At 61.5% G+C, this 24,522-nt stretch carries 24 protein-coding genes; 13 read left to right on the top strand and 11 right to left on the bottom strand.

Features of this window, described 5'->3' with window-relative positions:
* Positions 1–66 precede the first annotated feature (66 nt).
* Together B0E51_RS17410 and B0E51_RS17405 are read right to left on the bottom strand one after the other, a co-directional pair.
* The gene (locus B0E51_RS17410) at positions 67–1,293 is read right to left on the bottom strand and encodes a DUF418 domain-containing protein (protein ID WP_217333124.1); all 1,227 of its coding nucleotides are present in this window, start codon (positions 1,291–1,293) and stop codon (positions 67–69) included.
* 45 nt (positions 1,294–1,338) lie between these two features.
* Positions 1,339–2,061: a hypothetical protein gene (locus B0E51_RS17405; RefSeq protein WP_077446149.1), complete on the bottom strand. Its 723-nt coding sequence runs from the start codon at positions 2,059–2,061 to the stop codon at positions 1,339–1,341.
* Positions 2,062–2,244: 183 nt separating this feature from the next.
* Here B0E51_RS17405 and bla point away from each other — a divergent pair, with 183 nt between their 5' ends.
* Positions 2,245–3,270: a class A beta-lactamase gene (bla, locus tag B0E51_RS17400; RefSeq protein ID WP_077446148.1), complete on the top strand. Its 1,026-nt coding sequence runs from the start codon at positions 2,245–2,247 to the stop codon at positions 3,268–3,270.
* A gap of 200 nt (positions 3,271–3,470) precedes the next feature.
* Here the strand turns inward: bla and B0E51_RS17395 are convergent, their stop codons facing one another.
* The 3 genes from B0E51_RS17395 to B0E51_RS17385 form a co-directional block, all read right to left on the bottom strand.
* Positions 3,471–4,493: a hypothetical protein gene (locus B0E51_RS17395; protein ID WP_077446147.1), complete on the bottom strand. Its 1,023-nt coding sequence runs from the start codon at positions 4,491–4,493 to the stop codon at positions 3,471–3,473.
* Positions 4,494–4,604: 111 nt separating this feature from the next.
* Positions 4,605–5,255: a PQQ-binding-like beta-propeller repeat protein gene (locus tag B0E51_RS17390; RefSeq protein WP_077446146.1), complete on the bottom strand. Its 651-nt coding sequence runs from the start codon at positions 5,253–5,255 to the stop codon at positions 4,605–4,607.
* 9 nt (positions 5,256–5,264) lie between these two features.
* Positions 5,265–6,485 (bottom strand): helix-turn-helix domain-containing protein, encoded by a 1,221-nt coding sequence (locus tag B0E51_RS17385; protein ID WP_077446145.1) that lies wholly within the window; start codon positions 6,483–6,485, stop codon positions 5,265–5,267.
* Positions 6,486–6,636: 151 nt separating this feature from the next.
* On the opposite strand from B0E51_RS17385, the gene B0E51_RS17380 reads away from it, so the two are divergent.
* The 6 genes from B0E51_RS17380 (at position 6,637) to B0E51_RS19365 (ending at position 11,292) form a co-directional block, all read left to right on the top strand.
* Positions 6,637–7,290 (top strand): glutathione S-transferase family protein, encoded by a 654-nt coding sequence (locus B0E51_RS17380; protein WP_077446144.1) that lies wholly within the window; start codon positions 6,637–6,639, stop codon positions 7,288–7,290.
* Between the two features lie 20 nt (positions 7,291–7,310).
* Positions 7,311–8,075 carry a DUF899 domain-containing protein gene (locus tag B0E51_RS17375; RefSeq protein ID WP_077446143.1) on the top strand — a complete coding sequence of 255 codons (765 nt, stop codon included), beginning with the start codon at positions 7,311–7,313 and terminating at the stop codon, positions 8,073–8,075.
* A 48-nt stretch (positions 8,076–8,123) separates the two neighbouring features.
* Complete coding sequence (locus tag B0E51_RS17370; protein WP_174570697.1) at positions 8,124–8,420, top strand: hypothetical protein; 297 nt, start codon at positions 8,124–8,126, stop codon at positions 8,418–8,420.
* A gap of 109 nt (positions 8,421–8,529) precedes the next feature.
* Entirely contained in the window at positions 8,530–9,453 is a 924-nt protein-coding gene (locus B0E51_RS17365) for a Dyp-type peroxidase (protein WP_077446141.1), read from the top strand.
* A gap of 399 nt (positions 9,454–9,852) precedes the next feature.
* Positions 9,853–10,215: a hypothetical protein gene (locus B0E51_RS17360; RefSeq protein WP_143525988.1), complete on the top strand. Its 363-nt coding sequence runs from the start codon at positions 9,853–9,855 to the stop codon at positions 10,213–10,215.
* A gap of 255 nt (positions 10,216–10,470) precedes the next feature.
* Complete coding sequence (locus B0E51_RS19365) at positions 10,471–11,292, top strand: hypothetical protein (protein WP_143525987.1); 822 nt, start codon at positions 10,471–10,473, stop codon at positions 11,290–11,292.
* Between the two features lie 270 nt (positions 11,293–11,562).
* On the opposite strand, the gene B0E51_RS17345 is transcribed toward B0E51_RS19365, so the two are convergent.
* Positions 11,563–12,540, bottom strand: a complete 978-nt coding sequence (locus B0E51_RS17345) for a hypothetical protein (RefSeq protein WP_143525986.1) — start codon at positions 12,538–12,540, stop codon at positions 11,563–11,565.
* A gap of 168 nt (positions 12,541–12,708) precedes the next feature.
* On the opposite strand from B0E51_RS17345, the gene B0E51_RS17340 reads away from it, so the two are divergent.
* The 3 genes from B0E51_RS17340 to B0E51_RS17330 all read left to right on the top strand — a co-directional run bounded on the left by B0E51_RS17340 (position 12,709) and on the right by B0E51_RS17330 (position 17,124).
* Positions 12,709–13,254, top strand: coding sequence for an ECF-type sigma factor (locus tag B0E51_RS17340; RefSeq protein WP_168172677.1), 546 nt, complete (start codon positions 12,709–12,711; stop codon positions 13,252–13,254).
* A gap of 67 nt (positions 13,255–13,321) precedes the next feature.
* Positions 13,322–16,117 (top strand): serine/threonine-protein kinase, encoded by a 2,796-nt coding sequence (locus tag B0E51_RS17335; protein ID WP_077446135.1) that lies wholly within the window; start codon positions 13,322–13,324, stop codon positions 16,115–16,117.
* Between the two features lie 233 nt (positions 16,118–16,350).
* The gene (locus B0E51_RS17330) at positions 16,351–17,124 is read left to right on the top strand and encodes a DoxX family membrane protein (RefSeq protein ID WP_168172676.1); all 774 of its coding nucleotides are present in this window, start codon (positions 16,351–16,353) and stop codon (positions 17,122–17,124) included.
* An 80-nt stretch (positions 17,125–17,204) separates the two neighbouring features.
* On the opposite strand, the gene B0E51_RS17325 is transcribed toward B0E51_RS17330, so the two are convergent.
* The 3 genes from B0E51_RS17325 to B0E51_RS17315 form a co-directional block, all read right to left on the bottom strand.
* Complete coding sequence (locus B0E51_RS17325; RefSeq protein WP_077446133.1) at positions 17,205–17,888, bottom strand: hypothetical protein; 684 nt, start codon at positions 17,886–17,888, stop codon at positions 17,205–17,207.
* An 85-nt stretch (positions 17,889–17,973) separates the two neighbouring features.
* Positions 17,974–18,321, bottom strand: a complete 348-nt coding sequence (locus B0E51_RS17320; RefSeq protein WP_077446132.1) for a metalloregulator ArsR/SmtB family transcription factor — start codon at positions 18,319–18,321, stop codon at positions 17,974–17,976.
* Positions 18,311–18,754, bottom strand: coding sequence for an SRPBCC family protein (locus tag B0E51_RS17315; RefSeq protein WP_077446131.1), 444 nt, complete (start codon positions 18,752–18,754; stop codon positions 18,311–18,313). The genes B0E51_RS17320 and B0E51_RS17315 overlap by 11 nt, the downstream gene beginning before the upstream one ends.
* Positions 18,755–18,927: 173 nt before the next feature.
* Between B0E51_RS17315 and B0E51_RS17310 the strand changes: the two genes are divergently transcribed.
* Both B0E51_RS17310 and B0E51_RS17305 read left to right on the top strand, forming a co-directional pair.
* Entirely contained in the window at positions 18,928–19,521 is a 594-nt protein-coding gene (locus B0E51_RS17310; protein ID WP_254424565.1) for a hypothetical protein, read from the top strand.
* A gap of 155 nt (positions 19,522–19,676) precedes the next feature.
* Entirely contained in the window at positions 19,677–21,005 is a 1,329-nt protein-coding gene (locus tag B0E51_RS17305; RefSeq protein ID WP_077446129.1) for an amidohydrolase family protein, read from the top strand.
* Positions 21,006–21,066: 61 nt separating this feature from the next.
* Here the strand turns inward: B0E51_RS17305 and B0E51_RS17300 are convergent, their stop codons facing one another.
* Positions 21,067–21,603: a gluconokinase gene (locus tag B0E51_RS17300; RefSeq protein WP_168172675.1), complete on the bottom strand. Its 537-nt coding sequence runs from the start codon at positions 21,601–21,603 to the stop codon at positions 21,067–21,069.
* Between the two features lie 33 nt (positions 21,604–21,636).
* Positions 21,637–22,707 carry a serine hydrolase domain-containing protein gene (locus B0E51_RS17295; protein ID WP_168172674.1) on the bottom strand — a complete coding sequence of 357 codons (1,071 nt, stop codon included), beginning with the start codon at positions 22,705–22,707 and terminating at the stop codon, positions 21,637–21,639.
* 282 nt (positions 22,708–22,989) lie between these two features.
* Between B0E51_RS17295 and B0E51_RS17290 the strand changes: the two genes are divergently transcribed.
* Entirely contained in the window at positions 22,990–24,486 is a 1,497-nt protein-coding gene (locus tag B0E51_RS17290; RefSeq protein ID WP_143525984.1) for an amidohydrolase family protein, read from the top strand.
* Positions 24,487–24,522 lie beyond the last annotated feature (36 nt).

The following is a 24,522-nucleotide window of genomic DNA, read 5'->3' as shown; positions in this document are numbered from 1 at the left end:
CGCCTTCTTACTTGCGACGAACGAGTGCATGCGGGATCGACATGCCGTCGGGTCCGGCAGCCAAGTTCATCGTGTTGCAGCGGAAACCATCATCGGCTGGCGTACCCCATACATCAGCGTCCGCCACAACCACTCGATGGGCCCAAAGCGGTATCGGCGCAGCCACCAGGCGCTCAGAGCCATCTGGCACGCGTAGAAAATGATGCCGAAGAGCAGGGTCTCGGCCGCACCAAGCCGGCCGAAATAGCCAAGTCCATAGCCAAAAAACACCCAGCCGAAGATCAGGGACTGCATCAGATAGTTGGTGAATGCCATGCGGCCAAGCGGCGCGAATGCCTGAAGGATGCTCCGGGCACGAGTGAACTCGACCAGCGCAATAACCGATGCGCCATAGCCAAGTCCCATGAAGATGCCTGCGGCGTTTTCAAGGCACGGCCTCGTCGCGGGTGGCAGGCCCCAGGATGCAATCGCCTGCGTCAGGGTCGGTGAATTCAATAGCATTCCCAGCAAACCGAGGCCGATCACGACAAGCAGCAGGCCACGGTGCCGACGCGGGTTCCGCAGCACGCCCGAACGCCACGCCAACATGCCAACCAGGAACAGCCCCAAGGTGCGTGGGAACACGAACTCGTGCAGTGGCAGGATGCAAGCCAGTTCGTGCCAGCTGAAACGCAGGATTTGTCCGTACGAACCGGTGGCATAAACGTGATTGGCCTCGGACACATGCTGTTGCAGCCAGACCATGGAAGGCCAGGGGATCGGGAGGGACAGGGCCGGCATGGCGACATAGAACGCGAGCAGCCCGAGTGCGGCCAGTGCCGTGCTCCAGATGGGCAGCCATAGCAACGGCAGCACCACGAATCCGGCCAGGGCGTACTCGGTCAGGATGTCGCCGTTCCAGATCAGCAGCAGATGTACCAGGCCGATCGCGAGCAAGGCCACCAGGCGCCGTACCAGCAGACGCAGTCGACAACCGCTGCGCGCAAGTCGCTCCGACTGGATGGCCAGCCCCACGCCGAACAGCATCGAGAACAGCGCAAACGCCTTCATCTCCAAAAAGATCGAGATGAAGTTCTCTACTGCACCGTCGAGCGACGAGAGGAAGGGCGTTGCGGGAAGAAACTGCTGGAACAGCGATACCCGGAACTCGCCCACCAGATTTACCGCGAGCACGCCGAACAAGGCAATGCCCCTGAGCATGTCGATGGCGTGAATGCGCTCGGCCACAGTGATGGGCTGAACCATTTCATCGGTCGATGAAGGCACTGCAGCAGTCTTGTCGATCAGGCTCATGGTGCAGCGCCTCCCCGGATCGTGAATCCATCGAGCCAGACATGGCTAGTGATGATGGTCGGTATCGTCATCGCCAAGTTGGCTTCCGCCCATACCCATGCCACCCATGCCGCCACCCGATCCGCCGCTGCCCTTTGTGCCACCACCTCCGGCATTGCCCTTGTCACCGTTTTCGCCCTTGCCGCGTGTTGCGGCGACGCGAGTCGGTCCCTGCATGGGAATGGAGAGTTTTGCCGGAATGGGTTCCAGGTCCAGCACCTGGCGGATGAAGTCGCGCAGCGATGTCACCAGTTCAGCGGTGTGGGTAGGGCGCCCTTCGGCCAGTTCGGTGGCAGCCTTTGCGGCAAGGCGCACCTGATCCTCCGTGCCGAGAAGAATGATGTCGGACAGGGCAGCCTCGACAGCGTCGCGTATCCGTCGTGCGCGTTCGCCACCGGACAATGGCGCGGCAGAGGTTGAAGCCGGCATGGCGTTTTCGGTTGAGGCAGGATTGGAAGCGTCGGCAAGTGCCTGTTCGCGACGTTGCCGCAGATCGCGCATGTGGCTGGGGTCGACCGTGAGATTGCCGCTGAACGAACCGCCCAGTGTCTTGTAAGCCGCAATGAGCGTGCGCAGGCGTTCGTTGATCTGGCGGTTCTCGCGTTCACGCCGCTGCTGGATTGCCTGCATCGCCAACAGGCGTATGCCAACGCCAAGCAGCGTGATCACGGACAGTCCGAGCAGGGTCGAAAGAAGCGTATGCCACGAACTGAAGTCCAGGCTGCGCATGCGGAATCTCCAGAGGCTCAGCGGGACAGTCTAAGGCCAGAAACGCTTCCGGACTCGAACGCAGGAAAACACCGCCTGCAACGAACGTGAGGCGGGCGACCAGGCTTGGCCAGCGATGGGCCATGGCTCCGCCATAATCGTGTGCAAGATTGCGCTGGTTCTCCCTCGACAAGGCAACGCCCCATGGACCGCCCAAATACTCGTCGCTCTACCATGGCTGCGGCAATGCTCGCGCTGTCGTTCGCCTGCATGACTCCATCTGCGAAAGCGCTCGATGCTGCCGCGACGAAAACGCCGGATGTCCGGCTGCAGCAGAAACTTGATGCGCTGGCGCAGCGGGCGCGTCCAGGAACATTGGGTGTTGCCGTGCTTGATTTGCAAAGCGGTACCGAAGCTGGCGTCAACGCCGGGCAGGCCTTTCCGATGATGAGCGTGTTCAAGGCGCCGGTGGCCGCTGCGGTGCTATCGCGTGTCGATGCAGGCAAGCTCTCGCTGCAACAGCAGGTGAGTGTGAGCCGTGCGGATGTGCTGAGTGGATCGGCCGTGCCATCGATCGGTGCGCATTTCCGCGGCGAGCGGATGACGTTCACGGTCGAACAGTTGTTGAAAGCCGCGGTCAGCGAAAGCGACAACACGGCCGTGGATGCATTGGTGAAGGTCGTCGGTGGTCCGCAAGTGGTTACTGCGTTCCTGCGCGCGCATGGCATCGATGGCATGCGAGTGGATATGGACGAGGCTGGAGTGGCGCGGATATTTCAGGACCTGGGGCCCGGGCAGGAGATGCCGGTGAAGGAATCCGCACAGGCATCGCTCGAACGCTATCGTCGCGGCTTCAAGGCTTTTCTTGATGCTCCGACCAATCGAAGTACGCCGGATGCCGCTGTCGGGTTCCTGCGCAAGCTGCATGACAATGAGCTGCTGACGCAGGCTTCCACGCAATATCTGCTCGGCCTGATGGCTGCCCAAACCATTCCCAACCGTTTGCGGGCAGGGGTGCCGCAAGGAGTTGGTCTTGCCGACAAGACAGGCACGTCGGGTTCACTGGATGGCCGGACGGCTGCATACAACGACATCGGCATTCTGAGTGGGCCGGACGGTCACACGGTGATCGTTGCTGCCTTCCTCACCGATTCGCATGCTTCGGACGCGCAGCGTGATGCCCTGTTTGCGGATATTGCCCGCGCGGCCGTCGCGTCACTTCATCCTTGAAAGGTATGGCGACCTCTTGTCTTCGGCATGTGGACCGACCAGGTTTCGACCGTAGCCGGCTTGCGCGGTGCTCTCCACTATTTGACGAACTGCCCTCCGCGAAATCAGCATGACGATCAACCGTCTTGTGCTACGCGTGCAGCAATGGCGGCAACTTGTTCCGCGTGCCATGGCGCGGGTCACGCCATGGCACGCATGGCTCATGGACTGGACGGAGGGCGTGCACCTTGCGGTTGCGGTGGTTGCCAGCCTGTCGGCGGATCGAGCGGCCTGCCGGCGTCGGTGAGCATGGCGTCGATGCTGTCGACCTCGCGCTCATGCGCCAGCATGGTGGCGATCTCTTTCGTCGGCGGCAACGCGGGTGTTCCCGCGATCGCGCTGAGCTGATTCATCCGCCACTGCAGGCGGCGGCGCTGCGCCACGGCCTCGGCACGATCGCCGGCGTCGCGTGCGGTCCATTCATGCAGCCGCAGGCCGACCAAGTTCGCAATCATGGTGTCGCCATGCTCCATCGAGGTCGCGATATCACGGCAAGTCTTGTGGCGGGCATCGCCGGCCGTTGAGCCAGGCTGGCAGGCATGCATCAGATCCTGCAATGCCGGCATGGCCAGCGCGGCAACCATGCTCATCGCCTGCTCCTGCCGTCGTGCCTCGGGCGTGCCGGCGCGGTCCGCCGGATCGTCCGGTAGTGTGGGGACACGATTCAACCCGGCAATGAAGCGTCGTCCGAGCGACGCGAAATAGAAATTGAAATGGGTGGAGCGCGCCATGTTCGAGAGAGCCTCGTCGATGCGCGCCAGGTCCGCATGGGTGGAGGCGTCATGCAGCTCGGCCATCCATACATCGCCATTGTGCGGATCGATGCTGCGTACACGTGCCTCCCGCTTCAGCGCGTCGCAGCCAGGGTGTGTACCGCACTGGATCACATCAAGCAGACCGATATCCGCGGCCTGAGGTGCGATGACCGTGGCGCGATCCAGCAGGCTCAGCGATTTGCCTGCGTCACCCGACAGGTTCTGCGCAAGCGCGCCGGCTGTGATCAGGGCATCGGCATCCTGCAGTGCGGAGAGTGATTTGACGGCGCCGATTCGCCACGTGGTTCCGGCTGCAGTGCTGTCGGACTGCGGACCTGGCCGCTGTGGCGTGGTGTTGGCGAGGGCGAACGAACCTGCCAGCAGGCCGGCGGCAAGAATTGATCCGGAAATGGTCCTTGGGTAACGCATCGCGTGATCCTTGCATTCTTCGTGAAACCCAGTGTAGCCATGGACGGGCGGGAGCGAAGCATTCCCCGCTATGGTTGCCCTGGTGGCGCCTGGCATGAAGAACTTAAGGTGTCAGCGTGAGCCGGCCCGGGTTTTGGGTCGGCGGATGGCGGTGATCTTGCCGCTGCGTCCGCCGCCGCAGAAGAAGCGGTCGCTGCCATCGGATTCGAGTCCCGATACCCCCACACCAGCTGGCATCTGCAGGCTCTCGAGCACTTCTCCGGTAGCGGGGTCGATGTGTCGCACATCGCTTTCGTCGCCTTCCCAGGTGCCGTGCCAGAGCTCGCCATCGACCCAGGTGACGCCGGTGACGAAACGGTCGCACGCGATGCTGCGAAGAATCGCTCCTGTTTCGGGATCGACCTGATGGATCTTGCGGTCGCGGTATTGTCCGACCCAGAGCGTACCCTCGGCCCACGCGAGTCCGGAGTCGCCACCCGCGCCTGGCGCCGGGATGGTGGCGAGCACGCGGCCGGTCGTCGGATCGATCTTCTGGATGTCGTTCTCGACGATCTGGAACAGGTGGCGGCCATCGAAGGCCGTACCCGCGTGCGCGGCGACATCGATCGTGCGCGGCGCTTCCTTGCTGGCCGGATCGAACGCGGCCAGTGCATCGCCGGTGGCAAACCAGACGCGCTTGCCGTCATAGGTGACGCCATGCACGTCGTCGATACCCGGGAAGGGACCGTACTCGCTGATGATTTCGGCGTTTGATCGTTTCATGCATCCATCCTAGTCGCCGGGGAAGGGCGCGGGGAGTAACAAGCTTGTCGGGAATCCCGGCACGGGCGGAGTCATCCAGCGGCGGGCGCGGCCGCGACCGAACGCGTCCACCTTGCTTGCGGTGGCCAGCGCATCGAGTGCCCGCTGCACGCTGCGCTGGCTGGTGCCGAGTGCCAGCGCCAGGGCCGAGCTCGACCACGCTTCTCCGTCGGCGAGCAGGGCAAGCACCGCCGCATGCGCGTCGTCGACGGGCCGGGCCAGCACGACGACCTCGCCGGCATGCTGCGGCACCAGGGTGAAGCCTTGCTTCGTCGCACTGATGTCGGCCACCGTGCGAAGCAGCGTGCGCAGACGCCCGATTTCGACCCGCAAGCGCGCGCGATGCGACTCATCGGCATGCCTGGTGCGGAAGGCCCGCGCGATCAGTGTGGCCCTCGGTACATCGCCGGGCCATGCTTCGGCCAGGATCCGTATCAGCATGAACAACACCGGGCGCCGCTCCAGTGAGATGGCCGAACGCGCATCGCGCACCACGTAACGGCACCCATCCACGACGAACGCGGTGGAGGCCAGCAAGGCCTCGACCTCGTCGAGCTGCAGGAGTCGCTCATCGCCTTGGGCGATCAGGCGCGCGGCGGGCAGCTCCAGTACGTGAAAGGCGTTTTGGACTTCCGCCATCAGCGCCGGAATGCCGGCCTGGCGCGCTGCCTTTCCGGCTCGAACCAGTGCGGCACGCGCCGTTGCCGTGCGCAGGCGACGTATTGCGATGCCCGCGACGACCAGTTCGCAGGAGGCGCGCGATGCTGGTGGCAACGTGGCCGGATCGAGTTCGGTGAGCGTGCGCTCGGCGTCGTCGAGACGTCCGATCAACAGCAGGCGTCGGGCCTGGAGATAGCGCGCATGCGCAGCGTTTGCGTGATCGCCGTGGGCTTCCAGCGTGGCTCGCGCGGCATCGAGTGCCTGCGTGGGCTCGCCGAGGTCGCGCGAGACGAGCGCGATCTCGGCTTCGGCGACGGCGCAGCGTGCGCGGGCCATCGTTTCGCGCGGGCCGAAGGCGCGTGCAGCGCGGCGCAGCAGCGCCTTCGCCCGTGCAAAATCGCCGAGCTGGGCCATCGCGATGCCGCGCAGTGCGAGTGCAGGCGCATCGTCGCGCAAGGCGACCCGCTTCAGGGCGCCGAGCGGGTCACCCGCCGCAAGCGCGCGTGCCGCAGCCGTGATCAGCGAGTCCATTTGACCGAGCTCATTTCAGCGAGCCTTTTGAATCCCGCCACACTTGTCACTCCCATCCTTCGATGGCCCGGCTGCAGTCTATCCCACGCTCACCAACCAACGTGCCGGAGACAACCGGCACCGACATGACACGCATGTGAGGAGAAACGAGATGGACAAGATCGCCGTGTGGGGCTTCAGCTGGGTACCGCCTTTTGCACAGGGGCTGGTGCGTGATCTGCGCGTGCGCTGGGCGCTCGAAGAGGCAGGGCTTGCCTATGAAAGCCGATGGGTCGGCATCGAGGAACGGAACTCCGATGCCTATCGGCGCAAACATCCTTTCGGACTGGTGCCCGTTCTCGAATCCAGTGACGGGACCTTGATCGAATCGGGTGCCATCGTCTATGCGATTGCCGAACATTGCGAAGCGCTCATGCCTGCCGGCCGGCGCGCTGAAACGCTCACCTGGATGTTCACGGCGCTCAATACCGTCGAGCTGCCGATCTGGAATCTTTTCGTGTTGGACGTGCTGCACCAGGGCGAAGAATGGGCAAAGCTGCGACGTGCTGGCGCGGTCGACGAGGTGATGGCTCGATTGACCGCGCTTTCCGCATGGCTCGACGGTCGCGATTATCTGCTTGGCTGTTTCACGGCGGCCGACATTCTGATGACTACCGTGCTGAGGTTCATCCGGCATACGGATCTGGTGGCCGGATTCCCGATACTCGATGCCTACGTCAAACGCTGCGAGGCGCGGGCCGCCTTCCAAGCTGCGTTACGCAACCAGACGGCTGGCTACGTGCGCAACGCACCGGTCGCAGCCTGAGTTTGAAAAGGAGAGCAGCGATGACCGAATACAAGACTGGAACACGCGAAGAGTGGATGGCAGCGCGGCTTGAGCTGCTTCAGGCCGAGAAAGAGTTCACACGGCGCGGCGACGAGCTGGCACGGCAGCGGCAGGCGCTGCCATGGGTGCGCGTCGACAAGGATTACCGGTTCGAGACCGAGGAAGGCAGCGTCACGCTGGCCGACCTGTTTCGCGGTTGTTCGCAACTGCTGGTCTATCACTTCATGTTCGGGCCCGACTACAAGGCTGGGTGCCCCTCCTGTTCGTCGATCGCCGACGGCTTCAACGGCATTGCCATCCACCTGATCAACCATGACGTGATGTTCTCGGCGGTTTCGCGCGCGCCGCTGGCAACGCTACAGGCCTACAAGCGTCGAATGGGGTGGACGTTTCCCTGGGCGTCCTCGAACGGCGGCGACTTCAATTTCGACTTCAACGTCTCCTTTACCGAGGAGCAGCAGCGCGAAGGGAGCGTCGAATACAACTATGAGCGCGGCGGCCATGCGATGGACGCGTCGCCGGTCCCGGAGCCCGTCGCCCAGTTTGCCGCCACCTGCGGAACCGATGCAGCCACCTATGCACGCGACCGGCCGGGCATGAGCGCGTTCGTGCTCGAGGATGGCGTCGTGTACCACACCTATTCCACCTACGCGCGCGGAGTGGACGGCGTCTGGGGCATGTATCCATGGCTCGACCGTGCTCCCAGGGGGCGCAACGAGACGGGCATCTGGTGGCGTCGCCACGACGAGTATGGCAAGGGTTGAGCCATGTCCTGGCGGGGTGGAACAGTGCTTCATGACAAGAGAGATGACGTGAGCGATGTACATGCCGGCGCAGATGTCCACGCTGCCTTCGGTCATGAAGGCGGTGATGCGGCATCCCTCCGCGCAGCCGGCTGGCTGGGTCTGGCGGCAGCGCCGACGTTCGCCCTCATGGCATTGCTGACGGGTGTCCTTGGCGGCGGTCCGATGGACATGCTTTGCTCGACCGTGCACGGTGCCTCGTCGCTGAGCAGCATGGTGCTGATGTATGCGCTTATGAGTGCCTTCCATTTGGCACCCTGGCTGAAGTGGATTGCGAGTCACCGACGCGGTATCCGCCGATCCTGATCCGGCATTCACCATATCAAAGAGGTGTCGGGGAGATCGATGCCGGCTTGTTTTGGAACTTCATCAAGGCGAAGGCATACTGGAGGAAATAAATCACAGGGGGTGGATCGTGTCTTCCGTCATTCCGCAGCCGGTTGTTGCCAAGCTGACGAGCGCCGCGATTTTTCTCGTGGTGACGTTGAACCCTGAACCTCAACATGAAGAGCCGGTGCGAGCGCTTTGTGGTGACCTGTCGTCGCTTTTACGCGCCATAGGTTTCCGTGATCCTGACGGTCGCCTGTCCTGCATCATGGGCTTCGGGTTTGACGCATGGGACCGACTTTTCGGACAGCCGCGACCCCGCGATCTGCACCCGTTCCGCGAGATCAAGGGGAAGCACCACGCCGTTTCCACGCCGGGGGACATCCTTTTCCATATCCGTGCCATGCGCATGGACCTGTGCTTCGAGCTGGCGACCCAGATCCTGTCCCGCCTCGGCGACGCCGTTGCAAGGGCAGATGAAGTGCATGGCTTCAAGTACTTCGACGAGCGCGATCTGCTCGGCTTTGTCGATGGCACCGAAAATCCCGTGGACCAGGATGCCATCGACGCCGCGATCATCGGCGACGAGGATCCTCACTTTGCTGGCGGAAGCTATGTCATCGTGCAGAAGTACCTGCACGACTTGAAGGCGTGGAACACGGTGCCGGTCGAGCAGCAGGAAAACATCATCGGCAGGGCGAAACTTTCGGACATCGAACAGACCGATGCTGCGAAGGCTCCCTATGCGCACAATGTCCTGACCAACATCGAGAAGGATGGCGAGCAGTTGCAGATCGTGCGTGACAACATGCCATTCGGCGACGTCAGCAAGGGTGAGTTCGGTACCTACTTCATCGGTTACGCGCGATCCCCGGACCGGACCGAGCAGATGCTCACCAACATGTTTGTCGGCAACCCGCCGGGCAACTACGACCGCCTGCTGGATTTCAGCAAGGCCGTCACCGGATCCCTGTTTTTCGTCCCGTCCGCGACGCTCCTGGACAATGTCTAGGGAAAGGCGTCAGCGACTTTTCTATTGGCAGGAATATCTTTGAGCCTTCCACAATGGTGTCAAGCGCGTTTTATCTAAGGCTGTACTCTGAACCGGTTTAGTGGTTGGCGCCCACACAGCATATTCAGACGGTGAATTGACGAGCTGAAGCACACCAGGGGCGGGCAGGAGCCACGACTTTTCACTTGCCGTAGGCCCCCGGGCAGGGAGTAGGATGCCGCTTCCTTGCGCACGTGGAGAGCGACATGCCTCGATCGAGTGACGAGAAGTTGCATACCTGGGCGACGCGCTGCGTCAGCTAATGAGCCTGGATCGTGTGATGCCATGTCGCGCCGGCTTCATGACACCGTCGTTCGACTGTATCCCGACGCCATTCCAAAAGCCTCCTTGAAGATAGTCATGATCAAGGGCTACCACCAGGACCACAAGGCGGTAAGCCTCAAGTGGTCCGACGAAGAAAATCCGGTGATGGTGGACTCCACCATTGGTCAGTTTTACAAGCCCGGGCGTGACGATGAAAAGCCGCAGATATTTGTCGGAAGCTACGACGAATGGACGGCTGAACTCAGCCGGTTGCACAACGGCGCCACGGTCGAAAAGTACGTGGGAGATGACCGCGCGAGCAGCATCTGGGCCACTCTTGAGGAAGGTCGCGGGGACGGCGCCCTGAAGAAAGAACAGCTCCGACACTCCGGCCGGGTCAACAAGGAAACCCACGAGGCCAAGGTCCTCACCGAGTGTGGGGGCTGCACGCTGTTTTAGCCAGTCAAGAGCGGAAGGTGAAATGTGGTGCCGGGCGCACTTTCGCTAGGTAACCGGATACTTCAGGATCAGAGTTCCTTGTTTTCTGATTTGCGATGGTGAGGACGATTCCTGGGGACGGGGGATTCAAGGGGAGCGGGCACGCGCTTTTACCGGTGAAGCAGGTTTTCTGACGGTGTGCAGCGCCGTAGAGCGATCGAAGCACCAATGTGATCGGGTAGACGGAAAGATCATTCAGCACAGGAGGGATTCGAAATGAGAATCGGAAGCTGCCTGTCCAATGGCAAACAACAGGCGACCCTTGGATGTTTTGTTTTCAAGAGCGGCGGCCCCAAAAAGCTCTACGTGATCGTATCAAGGCATGCCTTCAGAGATGTGGGGGATGCGGTTTTCAAAAAGAACCAGAAAGTCGGATTCGTCCGGGAAGTTACGCCGGACATGCCTCCGGCCAGAAACAATGAAGAGCTCGATGCAGCCTTGGTCGAGCTGGATGACAACGTGGCTCACAAGCTGAAAGATCGGGCCTTTGCTGTTCGCAGGAACGACAAAGATCTGGTTTTCCGGAGCGTGTTTGATCCGTCTTCCTATCGTGCAGTCAAGGCCAGGAATGCTGAGTTGCCGGTACAGCTTAAGGCTATGCATCTTATGGTGTGGCATTGCGGTCAGAAATCCGAGGCTTATTCAAAAATAGATGTTGACAAATTTGCCTACAACCAGCAGTTCGGCGTGATTTCCATCGCGGACATGCTCGACAAAACTTATATTTTCAGCGAGCGGCACAATCGTCCCGGGGACTCGGGCGGTCCCATCTACATGGATTCCGGGGAGCTCGTTGGTTTCGATGGCGGTGGTTCGGGGAATATGTTGCCTACCGAAACATTCGGCAAAGGCACCACCGACAAAGGGTTCTATCGCCTGGCGCATGATGTCTTCACCCATTTCGGCGTCACGCTGGCAACATGGGCCAATCGCGCTGACTGGTTGCCACCGAATCCAGTGGACGAGATTGGCGACGATGAAGACGATGGTCCGTTTGGCAAAGGTGCGAAGATCGGTGTGAGTGGCGCATATATGTAGATGCGCCATGCAACTGCAGCAAAGGGGTTGGAGACATCCTCCATTGCCGTGGAAGGCCTGCTCTTTTTTGCCTACAGGGGGCCGAATTCGCAAGTGGACTAAAGAGTGGAGACGTTCCGAAGACCGATTTTCCAAGTCAGGGACAGAGTCGAATTTCCCTAAAACTGGGCCATGACCAGGGTTTCGGGCTTTCCTTCCGGAAACGTCAAGTCGAAACGTTCAGCTGGAGAGTGACGAAGACTCCGCGTCCATGCGGAGCCTTCACTTTCATCAGTTCTGTCGCGACTTCACCACCGGGGTTGCGGTGAATCCGTGCCGATTGCCGGCATTGTCGAAGTATTCGCCGGCGACCACGCCGAAATTGTTGATCGCGGTCGCAACCGTCGCCGTGGCTCCAGGCACGTCGACATTCTGGAATTGCTGCTGTGTTTTCACGAAGCCATGGAGGGCTCCGGATGCGTCCGAGTAATAGCCGGCAATTTGGCCGAGGTCATTGATCGCGAACGCGACCGTACTGGTTGCATTCGGTACGTCGATCGTCACGAGCTGTCCGTTTGCGCTGCGATAGAAGCCATGGGGCTGGGCCGGATTGGTATCCCAATAGCCCACGATTTCACTGTTGCCGTCGATGCCGAGCGGATAGGTATCGAGCGCGCCAGCAACGTTGATTGGCGTATCGAGCCCTTGGCCGCGGCGCAATACCCCGTGATAGATCCCGTCGGCGTCCCAGTACACGCCGGCTATCGCACCGAACAGGTTGAGGCCGTCTACATTCGAGTTGAGGTGGCCTGGAAAGTCGACCGTTTCGACATGGTTTCCATGGGTCACGAAGCCGTGCTGCAATCCTGACGCATCGGCATAACCACCGTACATCGTGCCGGCATCATTGGGGCCGCCGGCGGCGCTGAAGTACTCGCCCAGCACACTTTTGGGATCGAGCTGCTCGAACCGGCCATGGCGATAAACCATGGCGTGTGATGTACCGCCAGCGATGCTGTATTGACCAGCCAGTTCGCCGAAATCGTTGATCCCCCAGAAGATCGTCAGCGATGCACCGGGGTAGTCGAGCGTTTGATAGGTGTAGGTCCCCGGGCTGCTGGCGGGCCTGGACGCTGCCGTGCCGGGCACCGATGGGGTCGCGCCGGTTCCGGCGTTCGCAACGGCAGCGCCGGCGGAGCCGACGAGGACAAGGGCCCACAGAGCAGCGGCTCTTGTGAGCCGGCCATACGAAGAGCGATGATTTGACATGACTTCAATCCTTGTTTGGATGAGACGGGTGATGGCACTCCGAAAGCCTGCGGCCGTCCTGGACTTCGCCATCTCTCCTTACAGCGCAAAAAGGGCGCCTGTACCGACACGATCGGAATGGCTTCCTCCGCAACACTGCCGGTTGCAGTGGCCAGACCCGCAGTGCGCATGAACGCCGATCCCCAGGTCACGGAAGCCCTCGTGCGCGCCGCGCATGGCGATTCCGCGGCGCTTGACGCACTGATTCCGAAGATCTACGCGACCTTGCGTCGTCTCGCGCGCCGCCAACGGGCGCATGAAGCAGCGCATACGCTCGAGACGACGGCGCTGGTCCACGAGGCCTATCTGAAGCTGGCTGATCAGAGTGAGGCCACGTTTCCCGATCGTGCGCATTTGTATGCGTACATCAGCCAGGTGATGCGCCATATCCTGATCGACCACGCGCGACGGAAGAAGGCGCAGAAACGTCAAGCACCGGAGATGATGGCTGAAGAGGCGAGATCGGACATCATCGACGTACTGGCGATCGACGAGGCTTTGAGCCGGCTCGCCGCCCTGGATCAGCGCCTTGCCCGCGTCGCCGAGCTGCGGTTATTTGCGGATCTTTCGAGCCCGGATATCGCCGAGGTTCTCGGTGTCAATCCACGCACGATCGAGCGTGACTGGCTGAAGGCACGCACGTTCCTGTCCGCCTGCCTGGTCTCGGATGGGTGAGCTCATGTCGGTATTCGCGGTGTGATTACGCTATAGAGGTATCTCAGAACGGGAATGCGTGCTGCCGATGATTCTGGACTTTGCTCAACGATGGCACGAGATCGAACCGCTGATCGATCGACTGTTCGAGGTCCCCGTCGCGGGGCGGGCCGACTGGCTGCGCAGGCATTGCGCAGATGCGACGCTGCGTGCACTCGTTGCGCAGGCGCTCGACAATGCGCCAGGTGTCGAAGCACTCGAGCGCGGCATGCTGCAATGGTTGCCGGCGCCAGTCGACGACCCGTCTGATGCGCTGCCAGCGATCTCAGGCTATCGCGTACTTCGTTTCGTCGGTGCGGGTGGCATGGCCAGCGTATTCGAGGCCGAGCGCGAATTGCCGGGCGGTCCGCAGACGGTCGCGCTCAAGCTGCTGCGCATCGACGTTCATGACGCCGATGAGCGTCGGCGCTTTCTGCGCGAGCAGCGCATTCTTGCGCGGCTGCAGCATCCACATATTGCGCAGCTGCTCGACGCGGGCTTCTCGCCGACGGGCACACCGTTCCTTGCACTCGAATTCGTCGCCGGTGACGACCTCATCACGCATTGCGAACGGCGTGGTCTGGCCATGCGTGAACGTCTTGCATTGTTCATCGACGTGTCTGCGGCGGTCGAGCATGCGCACCGCAGCCTGATCGTGCATCGCGACCTGAAACCGAGCAACGTGCTCGTCGGCGCGGATGGTTGCGTCAAGCTCGTCGATTTCGGCATCGCCAAGCTCCTGACCGGCGAAGGCGAGCAGACGCGCACCGAAGCGCGACGTCTGACTCGCTTGTACGCGGCTCCCGAGCAGTTTGCCGGCGATATCGCGACGACCGCGATTGATGTGTACGCACTCGGTATGCTGCTGGTCCAGTTGCTCTGCGGTCTGCAGCCGCGCCGTATCGACGAACGAACTGATGCGAAAGCACCTGCGTTCGACGACGAGGCGTTGCGGCGAAAACTCGGCATCGATCTTCACGCGATCGTGCAGAAGGCGACACGGCCGGACCCGATCCGCCGCTATGCGAGCGTTGCTGCGCTGCGCGAGGACATCCAGCACTACCTCGACGGCCGGCCGTTGCAGGCCCGAGCGGATACGGTCGCATATCGCATCTTCATGTTCGCCAAACGGCATGCGCTGGCTGTCTCGACCGGCGCCGTGATCGCGACGATCCTCGCCGGTGCGACAGCGGTTGGCCTGCATGAAGCGCATCTTGCGCGTCTCGCGGCGCAGGAGGCACATGCGCAGGCGCTCGCCGCCGTGGGCGAAGCAAAGCGCGCTGATGCACTCAAAGCGTTCCTCGAAGGCCTGTTCGACAGCGCATCGCATGGAACGGAGACGAACGAAACCGCCGAGGAGCTGCTTGCGAACGGACGCGAGCGCGCCGATCGAAATTTCGCGATGCAGCCCGCGTTGCGCGTCGAGATTCTCGCGCTGGTGGGCGATCTTGAGCGCCGCAGCGGCCATCCGGATCGTGCACAGCAGCCGCTCGAAGAAGCTGCTGCGTTGGCGAAGGTCCAGTTCGGCGTGACGGACAGGCGTACGCTGCACGTCGAATACCTGCTCGCGAAAGAGGCCGATGAACTCGGCCGCGTTCGCGATGCGACGTTGCGGCTGCAGGGCGCGATCGAAGCATTCGATTCAGGCCCGAACCGTGATTCACCGGAAGAAGTGCAGGCGCTCGCATGGCTCGCTGGGCTTGACGAGCGAATCGGCGAATCGGCGAAAGCAATCGACATTGGCCGGAAGGCGCTCACGCTCGCACGTCGCGTGCTGCCTGATGACAGCGATGCGCTGACCGAGGCGGTGACGAATCTAGGCTGGATCCTGACGGATGCCGGCCATCCCGGTCTGGCGGAGCCGCTGTTGCGCGAAGCGCTGGCGCGCAAGCGCAGCCACCTTGGCACACGACATGCCGATGTCGCCGACGCAATGACGATCCTGACCTCGGCCTTGATCCAGCTCGGTCACTACAGTGAGAGCGAGCAGCTCATGCGCGACGCACTCGACATCGACGCCAGCGCGTACGCGCGCCCGAATGTTCATGTGGGCTGGCATCTGAACGATCTTGCCAACGTGCTCGTACTCGAAGGCAAGCTGGACGAGGCAGATACGTTCTTGACGAAGGCGATTGCGGTCGATCAGCCGCTTGCGCCGGCCGCATCACTCAACGAGGCGGTGAGCCTCGGCAATCTGGCGCGGATCCGTTTCAGACAGGGCGCTTACGCTGAAGCGGAGGCAGGTTTTCGCAATGCCATCGACCGCAAGCAGCGCCTGCTCGGCACGGATTATGGCGACAACGGCCGCAGCTACGACTACGCATGTCTGGCTGAAATCCTGGTTGCGCGTGGTCGCTTCGACGAAGCTCGAATGATGGCCGACAACGCGCTTGCGGAAGCGCGGCGACTGCATCGTGATGCGCATCCGGATGTAGCTTTCGCGCTCACCGTCGAAGCCGAACTCATGGTTGCAAGCGGTGCCCGCGAGCGCGCAGCTGCACTTGCCGGAGAGGCTGTCGCGATCTACACCGAACTGGCGGACCAGGGTTCCGACAAGGCGATCAGAGCGCGTCTTCTGTTCGGCGACATTCTGCAGACTCTCGGTCGCAGCGATGACGCAAAGCCGCAAATTGAAGGCGCCCTCGCGGCAGCCAATGCGATCATGCCGAACACGACCATGTTGGTTGCGCACGCCGAGGCCGACCTTGCGCGCGTCGACGTTTCGCTTGGCGACCACTCGGCTGCAGATCGGCTTCGTGCCGAGGCGAAAGCATCGCTTGCTGAAGTCGAAGCAGGACCGAACGCCGAGCGCGATGCAACGATACGCTTGCTTGCAAACCTCTAGGTCGGCGAGCCTGTCAATTCGGAATCATCTTCCGGAGGCGTGCTTTGCCTCGTGTCGTGGCGACTTTCCCACGGAAGGGAGGGCGTCGGAACACATCATTCGCAACAGATCATTGCAAGTGTGGAGAATAAAGGGATCATCTCCCTTTTCCTGGGTCGGTCAGTCTTACCATTGGCATGGTCAGGCCTGATCATTGCTCGGGCTGCGTGTTCGCAATCGAAGGTGGAGGAGTCATGACCGCGAAAAAAGCCACGGGGGCCTTCGGTTGGCGTGTCTACGGCCTGGGCGTGATGGCGCTGGGCGTGCTCTGTCTGGCATGGGGAACCTTCGACACGGGGCAGCCGGTACCCAAGGACTTTCCCTGCCGTGACGTGCTGGCCTATGTCGCTGCGGCATTCATGCTCGTTGCAGGCGCGGCCGTCGAGTGGCGTCGGACCGTGGTCTGGGGCGCCGCGGGACTTACCGCCTACTACGCACTCATCGTCGTCATCCTGATGAATGGCCACGCGGCGCTCGGTCATTTCGCCGAATATGGCACTTACGAAAGCCTTGCTGAGCAGGTCGCGATCGCAGCCGGCGGGTTGATCGTCTATGCGGCCAACGCAAGGATCGATGCGGCTCTGGCCGCACGCCTCACACGCGTGGGCCAATTGGCATTCGGGGTTTGTGCACTGGTATTCGGCGGCGCGCATTTTGTCTATATGAATTTCACTGCTCCGCTGGTCCCCAAATGGCTGCCGCCTTCGCAAGTGTTCTGGGCGTATGCGACCGGGCTTGGCCATATCGCTGCGGGTGTTGCGATCCTGACGGGCGTGCGTGCACGCCTTGCTGCGATCATCCTCACCGCGATGTACGCGTCCTTCACCCTGCTGGTGCACGGGCCGATGCTGGCGGCCAATCCCTCAAGTCATTGGATCTTGAGCGAGAACGCGCTGAATATTGCCTTGACTGGCGCAGCCTGGGTGGTGGCGGACTCACTGGCACGATCGAGGCGCCAAGCGCTGTAACAAAGGGGCAAAGACATTCCAGCATTTCCATGCTGGCCATGCCCGAGCCGCACGGGGCATAAGAGGCTTGATTCCCCGCTTCAATCTTGGCCAAGCATGAATGCGCTGATCAATGCCCCAAGCACGATGAGGCCGCCGAACAGCAACGCCATCTTTCGGCCGACGTGAGTGTCGGTCGTGCTGGCGACACCGCCGGGAAGCACGATCAGGGTTTTCGGATCACCCGATCCCAGCCGACTATGCATTTCCTCGATATTGGCAGGCATGGGAAAAACCAGGTCATCATCAGCACGGCGTGTCATGAACAACAGATCGCCAGCCCTTGCGACCAGCGTGCGCGCAGCGATGCTCCAGCCGGTCATCGAGGAGCTGTAACCAGGTCGCCCCTGTGCGAAAGCGATCCGGTGAACCGACTGGCCCTGGTCAGCTCGAAGTTCATCGGGCGTCCAGAGCATGGTCGCCAGCAGGTCGGCTGGACCCAGGTGCAAGCTCTCATCGTTCAGGTCACGGTGCAGCTCGTCTAGCAGCGAGCTGCCATCAGGGTCGTTCGGCTGGGCATGCACGAACCGCTCTTCACGACCGTCGACACGCCAACAGAGCGCGACGGGTTTGAGGTCACCATCGAACATCGCCGCCACCGACACCAGCAGATCGCGGGCCATGCCGAGGTTCAGGACGTCGGGCTTGTCGATCCAGTCGCTCGGAAACTCGATTCCGCGATAGATCTCGGCGACTACGCGCGATGTGACGGTAGGGATTTCCAAATGCGATTCCCCTGATATATGAGCTGCGTAAGTGTCGGGACCTGCTGGCTGACATGCGCGACAACGGATGCTTCGGATAGCGCAGTCACTTTTCCACGAATGCCTTCAGCCGTGCCAGCGAAGCGTCCCATTGCCCGGAAATCTGCTCGACGTAGCTGCGCAGCTCGTCGAGCGCTTGCGGGTTCAGCGCGAACAGGTTTTCCCGTCCCTCGCGCCGGCTGCTGACTACGCCGGCGCTTTCGAGAATGCGCAGATGCTTGCTGATCGCCTGGCGGGTCAACGGTTTGCTTTCGGTGAGCTGGGCAATCGACTGGCGGTTGCCGCGGCTCAGCGCCAGTACAAGCGAGAGACGGGTACTGTCGCCCAATGCGGCAAAGACGGTGGCGGTCGCATCCGATTGACGGGACAGCCTGGCGAGCGGGTTACGCGACATGGTTGCGGATGTTTTCCAGCTGCGCGGTCCAGCCACCCTCGTTCATGCGGAATGCTTCGGCACGACGCCCACAGGGAATCTTGTCGAAACCGGTCTCGGTGATCCGCAGCAGGGTGCCGGTGGTGCTGGGCTCCAGCCTGAACTCCACCAGGGTGGGCGTTTCGGCCTCGTAGTCGACGCTGGCATCGACCGCATACGGATGCCAGGTGAACGAAAACAGGTGCTCGGGCTCGATCGCCTTGATCGTCGCTCGCCAGACGACATGCTCATAGCCCGGGTAGGTGATCTGCCCCCGGGCCACCTTGCCCGGCTCGAATGGTGCGTCCAGCTTTACGCGAAACCACTCGCCAAACTCGCGGTAATCGGTGAGTGCGCGCCACACGCGCGATACCGGTGCCTTCAACTCGATGGATTTCTCGATGCAGTCGTTCATATGCCACCTCCTGGTTGCATATCAGGCTAGGGTCGCCTCGGGATAAATGCAACCATGAAGTTGCTATTCATGTGCAGATCGGGCGATGGTCCTCTGGTTCTCTGACATGAATATAAGTATGCGCTCAGCCGGTACAGGCATAATGAGCCTGCCAAATACCGGGGGATGCACCATTGGTCGATGATCTGACTCCAAGCGCTACGCCGCCCGCATTGCCTGTTGCTCCACGACCGCCGTTGCCAGGCGGTTACTACGCCTTCGGCTGCGCCTCGTTTGTTCCGTTGCTGGGCATCTTCGTCGGTGTCATCGCGATCGCCATCGGGCTCAGTTCGCGGAAGAAGGGCGGTGGGGTACTGGCCTTGCTCGGCGCGGGCGGCATCGCGTTCAGCGTGATCCTGTATGGCAGCCTGTTCTATTTTGGTTTCGTGCAGCGTGGCGGTGTCTACGACGGCCTGCGTGCGCAGATGGCGCAGTCCACCATCAATGCGTTGGTGCCGCAGATCGAGTTCTACCGGTTGCAGCACGGTACCTACCCACCGTCACTGGATGCGCTGCGCAAGGCGTCCTCCGGGCAAAGCATGCTGATGACCTTCGATCCGTCGACGACCATCCCGCGCCCGTTCTATTACGAGCGGATCGGCAACGATCACTACTACCTGCGTGGTGTCGGGCTTGATGGCAAGCCGTTCACCGCCGACGATCTGGTGCCAAATGTGGATGTGCCGGACGGCAGCCGGATCGGCTTGCTCACGCAGAAAGCCCAGTGACATCGGGAGCATTGGAATCAGATCTTCGGCTGCCGGTGCGTTGGGGTTGCTGCAACTGTTCCGCTGATCTCAAGACAGTGGCCGGGTTGCGCTTTTTCGGGACTGCGCTCTCATCCGAATTCCAGATCGCCTGCCATACAAATGGGAAACAGAAAATGTCCGCAAGCATCTTCATGAAGTGCATGGCACTGTTGATGTTGTCCGCGCTGGCCACACCGGTGCTTGCCACCGAGCCGCCTCTGCTGCTGACCCATGCCACGGTCATCGACGGCACCGGCACGCCAGCGCAACCGAACATGACCATCGCGATCGACGGCGAGCGCATTGCGGCGATCTATCCGGACGGTAGCCGCCCGGCAGCAAAGGCGGCGCGCGTGGAAGATCTGAGCGGACACTATGTGATCCCGGGCCTGATCGATGCGCACGTGCATCTCACGGGTGCCGAGCCGGATTTCGTACACTACCAGCCGCACTTGCAGGCGCTCTTGCGTGGCGGTGTTACCGCTATTCGCGACATGGCCGGCGACGACCGCCTGATTGGCTACCTCGCAGGGGAGGCGAATTCGGATGCGCTGCCATCGCCGGACATTTATTACGTGGCGTTGATGGCCGGCCCCACGTTCTTTGTCGAGGATGTACGCGCGCAGGAAGCTTCCGCAGGCGAGCCGTTGGGCTTTGCGCCATGGATGCAGGCGATCACCCCGACCACCGACATCCCGCTTGCTGTCGCTGAAGCCAAGGGCACCGGAGCGACCGCGCTCAAGTTGTATGCCAATTTGCCTGCAAGCCTGGTCACGAAGATCACCGCGGAAGCGCATCGCCAAGGCCTGCGTGTATGGACGCACGCGACAATTTTCCCGGCCACGCCGAGCGATGCGGTGGAGGCTGGCGTCGACACCATTTCACACAGTCCTTATCTGGTCTGGGAGGCGACGCCGAAGGTGCCGGATGACTACAGGGTGCGTGCCATGGGCGATTTCGCACATATCCGGCCGGATGCGCCGCAGATCCTTGCGCTGTTCAAGGCGATGAAGCAGCACGGCACGATACTCGACGCCACGCTGCTGCCGTTCGAGGAGGAGGCACAACATGACTCCAAAAGTGTAGGTGCCGGCATCATGCCGTGGAGCTATGCGGTAACCGAGCTGGCGCACCAGCAAGGCGTACTGATCGATGTCGGCACGGACAGTTCGGGGTTTCCCGCCGATGCGCACGGGCCGAATCTGCACGCTTTACCCCTGGTGCACACGGAAATGGCGCTACTGGTCGAGCATTGCGGTTTCACACCGATCGAGGCGATCCACGCGGCCACGCAAGTCAGTGCAGCCGCGATGGGACAATCGACGCAACGCGGCACGATCAGCTCCGGCAAGCGCGCCGACCTGGTGGTGCTGACGGCCGATCCGACACACGATATCCACAACACCGAAAAAATCGCGTACGTGATCAAGAATGGCCGGATCTACCAGAAGGACGGCGGCTGAGGCTTCCCGTCGAATCAAGATACGGTCACCCTTCATGGGTTTGCGGGACTTTCGTACCCGGCTAGCCAGTGGATCGAATATTGCTCCGCTGCAACCAGCGACGCACTTCCGACATCATTTCATCGATGGTGCGGTTTCCCGACAACATCAGTGCGGCTTCGTCACTGTCCGGCTCTTCCAGGGCCTGTAGTTGGCTGTTGAGCATGGACGCCGGCATGAAGTGGCTGCGCTGCCGCATGCGGCGCTCCAGCTCGCTGCGCTCCACGCGGATATAGACAAAGCGCACCGGCGCGCCGGTCTGGCGTAGCCGGTCGCGATAAATGCGCTTGAGTGCGGAGCAGGTCACTACGCCATCGCGGCCCTGGTGGGCTTCGCGGCTGATCCAGGTGGCGATGTGATCCAGCCATGGGCGGCGATCGTCGTCGTCGAGTGCGATACCGGCGCGCATTTTTTCGACATTCGACGGCGAGTGCATGTCATCGCCTTCGAGGAAATCCCAGCCCAGCGCACTGGCCAGCGCTTGCCCGAAGCTGGATTTGCCGCTGCCTGACACGCCCATCACCACGACCACCATCGACGTTCCTCGTTCAAAGCACATGCTTGTTTTGCAGCGTAGTCCGGTTGCGCTGGATCAGTCGACCGCTTGTTTGGCAATCTCAGCCACGAACACGTCCGAGTCGGTTGTTCCCGTATTGCCAAGCATGATGATCGTGATGTCCTGATCGAGCACATGGAATAACTGGGTCTGGGCACCCATGATCGCACCGGGTCTTTTTACAACCGGATGTTTCGTTCCCTTCAAGGTGGCTTCATACGACCATATTCCGTAGCCATAGTCGTCCAGTCCGGGCTTGATCATGCGGTCAAGCGTAGCCTGCTTGATCAGCTTCAGGCCGAACAGGGCATTGGAGAATTTCATGAGGTCGCCGATTGTGGAATACATCGCTCCGGCGGCATACCAGTTCTCCGGATACACCGGCAGGTCATTGGACAAGACCTTGCGATCGTCGCGATAGAAGTACGTATCGGCCAGGCGGTCGACAATGTCGCCCTGATGCAGAAAGCCCGAGTCATTCATCTTCAGGGGCTGGAGAATTCTTTCCTTCAGTACCTGCTCATACGGCTCGCCATACAGATGCTCGATGATTTTTCCCAGAACGACGTAGTCGGCGTTGTTGTAGTTGAACACCTTGCCGGGGATGCTGATGAGGTGACCGCTGCAGTATTTCGTCAGCAGTTCATCGCTTGTGTGGGGCATCTCGTAGACGGGGATGCCATCGCGAATGGCTGTCGCATGATCAGAGATTCCGTCGAAGCTTGGAAGGCCTGAGGTGTGATTGAGCAACTGGTGGATGGATACCTTGCTCCCCGCCTCGCCCGCGTAGTCGGGCAAATAGGTCTGGATCGGCTTGTTCAGATCAAGCTTGCCCTGTTCGTAGAGCTGCAGAATCAATACTGATGTGAACAGCTTCGTGATGGACGCGATCTTGTATCGGGTCTGCTGTGTGCTGGGAATCCTGAAGGGAATATTGGACAGCCCAAAGCTCTTCGCGTAACGGATCTCACCGTGTTTCTGTACCAGGATCGAGCCGTTGAAATGATGCGCCTTTGCATACGCGTCAATGAATCCGCCCAGGTCTTTTGACTGCGCCATGGCGCCACGGGAGAAGAGCAAGACGACGATCAGGATGAAAAGTTTCATGCAATGCCTCGGCGTGGCCAGTGAGTTGAGTCCGCACAGCGTCAACGGGCGAGGACGGCCATGATTTTCATGGTGGCCATCTCCTGGATGCATGCATGGGTCGTGTACGGGACATTGGATACCAACGGGAAGACATCGGTTGCGATGGCTTGCGCCGCAGTCCCATCTTTCCATCATCGTGCGCAGAGTGCAGGTGCTGGCTGCGCCATCTGCTTCTATCGTGCGATAGTGGTTCTGATCGATCGGCAGGGCCGTGCCTGCCTCGCTACTGGGAGTCCAACCGTGTCTACGAAAGCCTGCCGCTTCGCGTCTGTCCGGCCGCCGATCAGCACTTGCCGGCATACCCTGCTGGCCGTCGCACTGGCGGGGCTCTGCGCTGCCACATCAGCCGGGGCGCAGGCGCCGCAGTTGTCGGCGCAGACGCAGCAGTTCGTGAAGTATGCGCAACCGCTGCTGGCGATCACCCATGTGCGGGTGATCGATGGCAACGGCACGCCGGCACGGGAAAACCGGACGGTGCTGCTGCGCGGCGGCCTCATCGCTGAAGTCGGAAAGCACGTGAAGCTGCCGAAGGATGCGACGGTGATCGACGGCAGTGGGCATACGCTGATCCCGGGCCTGGTCGGCATGCACGACCACATGTTCTATCCGGCGCCGAAGGTGAATCCGGAAGCGAAGGAGGCGATCTATCCCGAGCAGGCCTCGAGCTTTTCCAAGCTCTATCTGGCTGGCGGCGTCACCACCATCCGCACCACCGGCAGCACCGAGCCGTACACCGACCTCGAGCTGAAGAAGGCGATCGACGCCGGCAAGATTCCCGGGCCGAAGATGCATACCACCGGACCGTATCTGGAAGGCAAGGGCAGCTTTACGCCGCAGATGCACGAGCTGGTGGACGCGGCCGACGCCACCGATACGGTCAACTACTGGATCAGCGAGGGCGCGACCTCGTTCAAGGCGTACATGCACATCACCCGCGCCGAACTCTCCGCGGCGATCGCGGCGGCACATGCGAAACAGATCAAGGTGACCGGGCATCTGTGCACGATCGGTTTCACCGAAGCGGCCGACCTCGGCATCGACGACCTGGAGCATGGGCTGCCGGTGGACACCGAATTCACCGCCGGCAAGCAGCCGGATATCTGTCCGGATACCAAGCTCGCCGTGGCCAACCTTGCAACGATGAGCGTCGACGATCCGCGTATCCGGCAGCTGATCAAACACCTGGTGTCGATGCACGTGGCGGTCACCTCGACCCTGCCGGTGTTCGAGACCTTCGTGCCCGGCCGCGCGCCGGTGGATGCACGCGTGCTGGACGCGATGCTGCCGGAAACCCGGGTGGAATACCTCAAGAGCCGCGAACGCATTGCCGGCATGCACGACTCGCCCTGGACGAAGGTGTTCAGGCTGGAAGAGGATTTCGAGCATGCGTTCGTGCAGCAGGGCGGCACGTTGCTGGCCGGACTCGATCCCACCGGTTTTGGCGGCGTCATCGCCGGCTACGGCGACCAGCACGAAGTGGAGCTGCTGGTGGAGGCGGGCTTCACCCCACTGCAGGCGATCCAGATCGCCACCATCAACGGCGCACGCTTCATGGGCGAGGACAAGCGCATCGGTTCCATCGAAGCCGGCAAGGCCGCCGACCTGGTGCTGATCGACGGCAACCCTGTGAAGAACATCAAGGACATCGAAAACGTCGAGCTGGTGTTCAAGGACGGCGTGGGCTACGACCCGGCGAAGCTGGTCAAGGCAGCCAACGGTACCGTAGGACTGCGCTAAGGCTGGTTTGAATTACTCGTCATTCCAGCTTTTGCT

It is taken from the genome of Rhodanobacter sp. C05 (assembly GCF_002001165.1).
GTDB lineage: Bacteria > Pseudomonadota > Gammaproteobacteria > Xanthomonadales > Rhodanobacteraceae > Rhodanobacter.
The sequence above is the reverse complement of the archived record's forward strand: the minus strand, read 5'-3'. Positions and strand labels throughout refer to the sequence as shown.

Excerpts from the sequence above, each read along its gene's own strand:
- B0E51_RS17410 (WP_217333124.1), bottom strand. The coding sequence starts at position 1,293 with ATGAGCCTGATCGACAAGACTGCTGCAGTGCCTTCATCGACCGATGAA.
- B0E51_RS17405 (WP_077446149.1), bottom strand. The coding sequence starts at position 2,061 with ATGCGCAGCCTGGACTTCAGTTCGTGGCATACGCTTCTTTCGACCCTG.
- bla (WP_077446148.1), top strand. The coding sequence starts at position 2,245 with ATGGACCGCCCAAATACTCGTCGCTCTACCATGGCTGCGGCAATGCTC.
- B0E51_RS17395 (WP_077446147.1), bottom strand. The coding sequence starts at position 4,493 with ATGCGTTACCCAAGGACCATTTCCGGATCAATTCTTGCCGCCGGCCTG.
- B0E51_RS17390 (WP_077446146.1), bottom strand. The coding sequence starts at position 5,255 with ATGAAACGATCAAACGCCGAAATCATCAGCGAGTACGGTCCCTTCCCG.
- B0E51_RS17385 (WP_077446145.1), bottom strand. The coding sequence starts at position 6,485 with ATGGACTCGCTGATCACGGCTGCGGCACGCGCGCTTGCGGCGGGTGAC.
- B0E51_RS17380 (WP_077446144.1), top strand. The coding sequence starts at position 6,637 with ATGGACAAGATCGCCGTGTGGGGCTTCAGCTGGGTACCGCCTTTTGCA.
- B0E51_RS17375 (WP_077446143.1), top strand. The coding sequence starts at position 7,311 with ATGACCGAATACAAGACTGGAACACGCGAAGAGTGGATGGCAGCGCGG.
- B0E51_RS17360 (WP_143525988.1), top strand. The coding sequence starts at position 9,853 with ATGATCAAGGGCTACCACCAGGACCACAAGGCGGTAAGCCTCAAGTGG.
- B0E51_RS19365 (WP_143525987.1), top strand. The coding sequence starts at position 10,471 with ATGAGAATCGGAAGCTGCCTGTCCAATGGCAAACAACAGGCGACCCTT.
- B0E51_RS17345 (WP_143525986.1), bottom strand. The coding sequence starts at position 12,540 with ATGTCAAATCATCGCTCTTCGTATGGCCGGCTCACAAGAGCCGCTGCT.
- B0E51_RS17340 (WP_168172677.1), top strand. The coding sequence starts at position 12,709 with ATGAACGCCGATCCCCAGGTCACGGAAGCCCTCGTGCGCGCCGCGCAT.
- B0E51_RS17335 (WP_077446135.1), top strand. The coding sequence starts at position 13,322 with ATGATTCTGGACTTTGCTCAACGATGGCACGAGATCGAACCGCTGATC.
- B0E51_RS17330 (WP_168172676.1), top strand. The coding sequence starts at position 16,351 with ATGACCGCGAAAAAAGCCACGGGGGCCTTCGGTTGGCGTGTCTACGGC.
- B0E51_RS17320 (WP_077446132.1), bottom strand. The coding sequence starts at position 18,321 with ATGTCGCGTAACCCGCTCGCCAGGCTGTCCCGTCAATCGGATGCGACC.
- B0E51_RS17315 (WP_077446131.1), bottom strand. The coding sequence starts at position 18,754 with ATGAACGACTGCATCGAGAAATCCATCGAGTTGAAGGCACCGGTATCG.
- B0E51_RS17305 (WP_077446129.1), top strand. The coding sequence starts at position 19,677 with ATGTCCGCAAGCATCTTCATGAAGTGCATGGCACTGTTGATGTTGTCC.
- B0E51_RS17300 (WP_168172675.1), bottom strand. The coding sequence starts at position 21,603 with ATGTGCTTTGAACGAGGAACGTCGATGGTGGTCGTGGTGATGGGCGTG.
- B0E51_RS17295 (WP_168172674.1), bottom strand. The coding sequence starts at position 22,707 with ATGAAACTTTTCATCCTGATCGTCGTCTTGCTCTTCTCCCGTGGCGCC.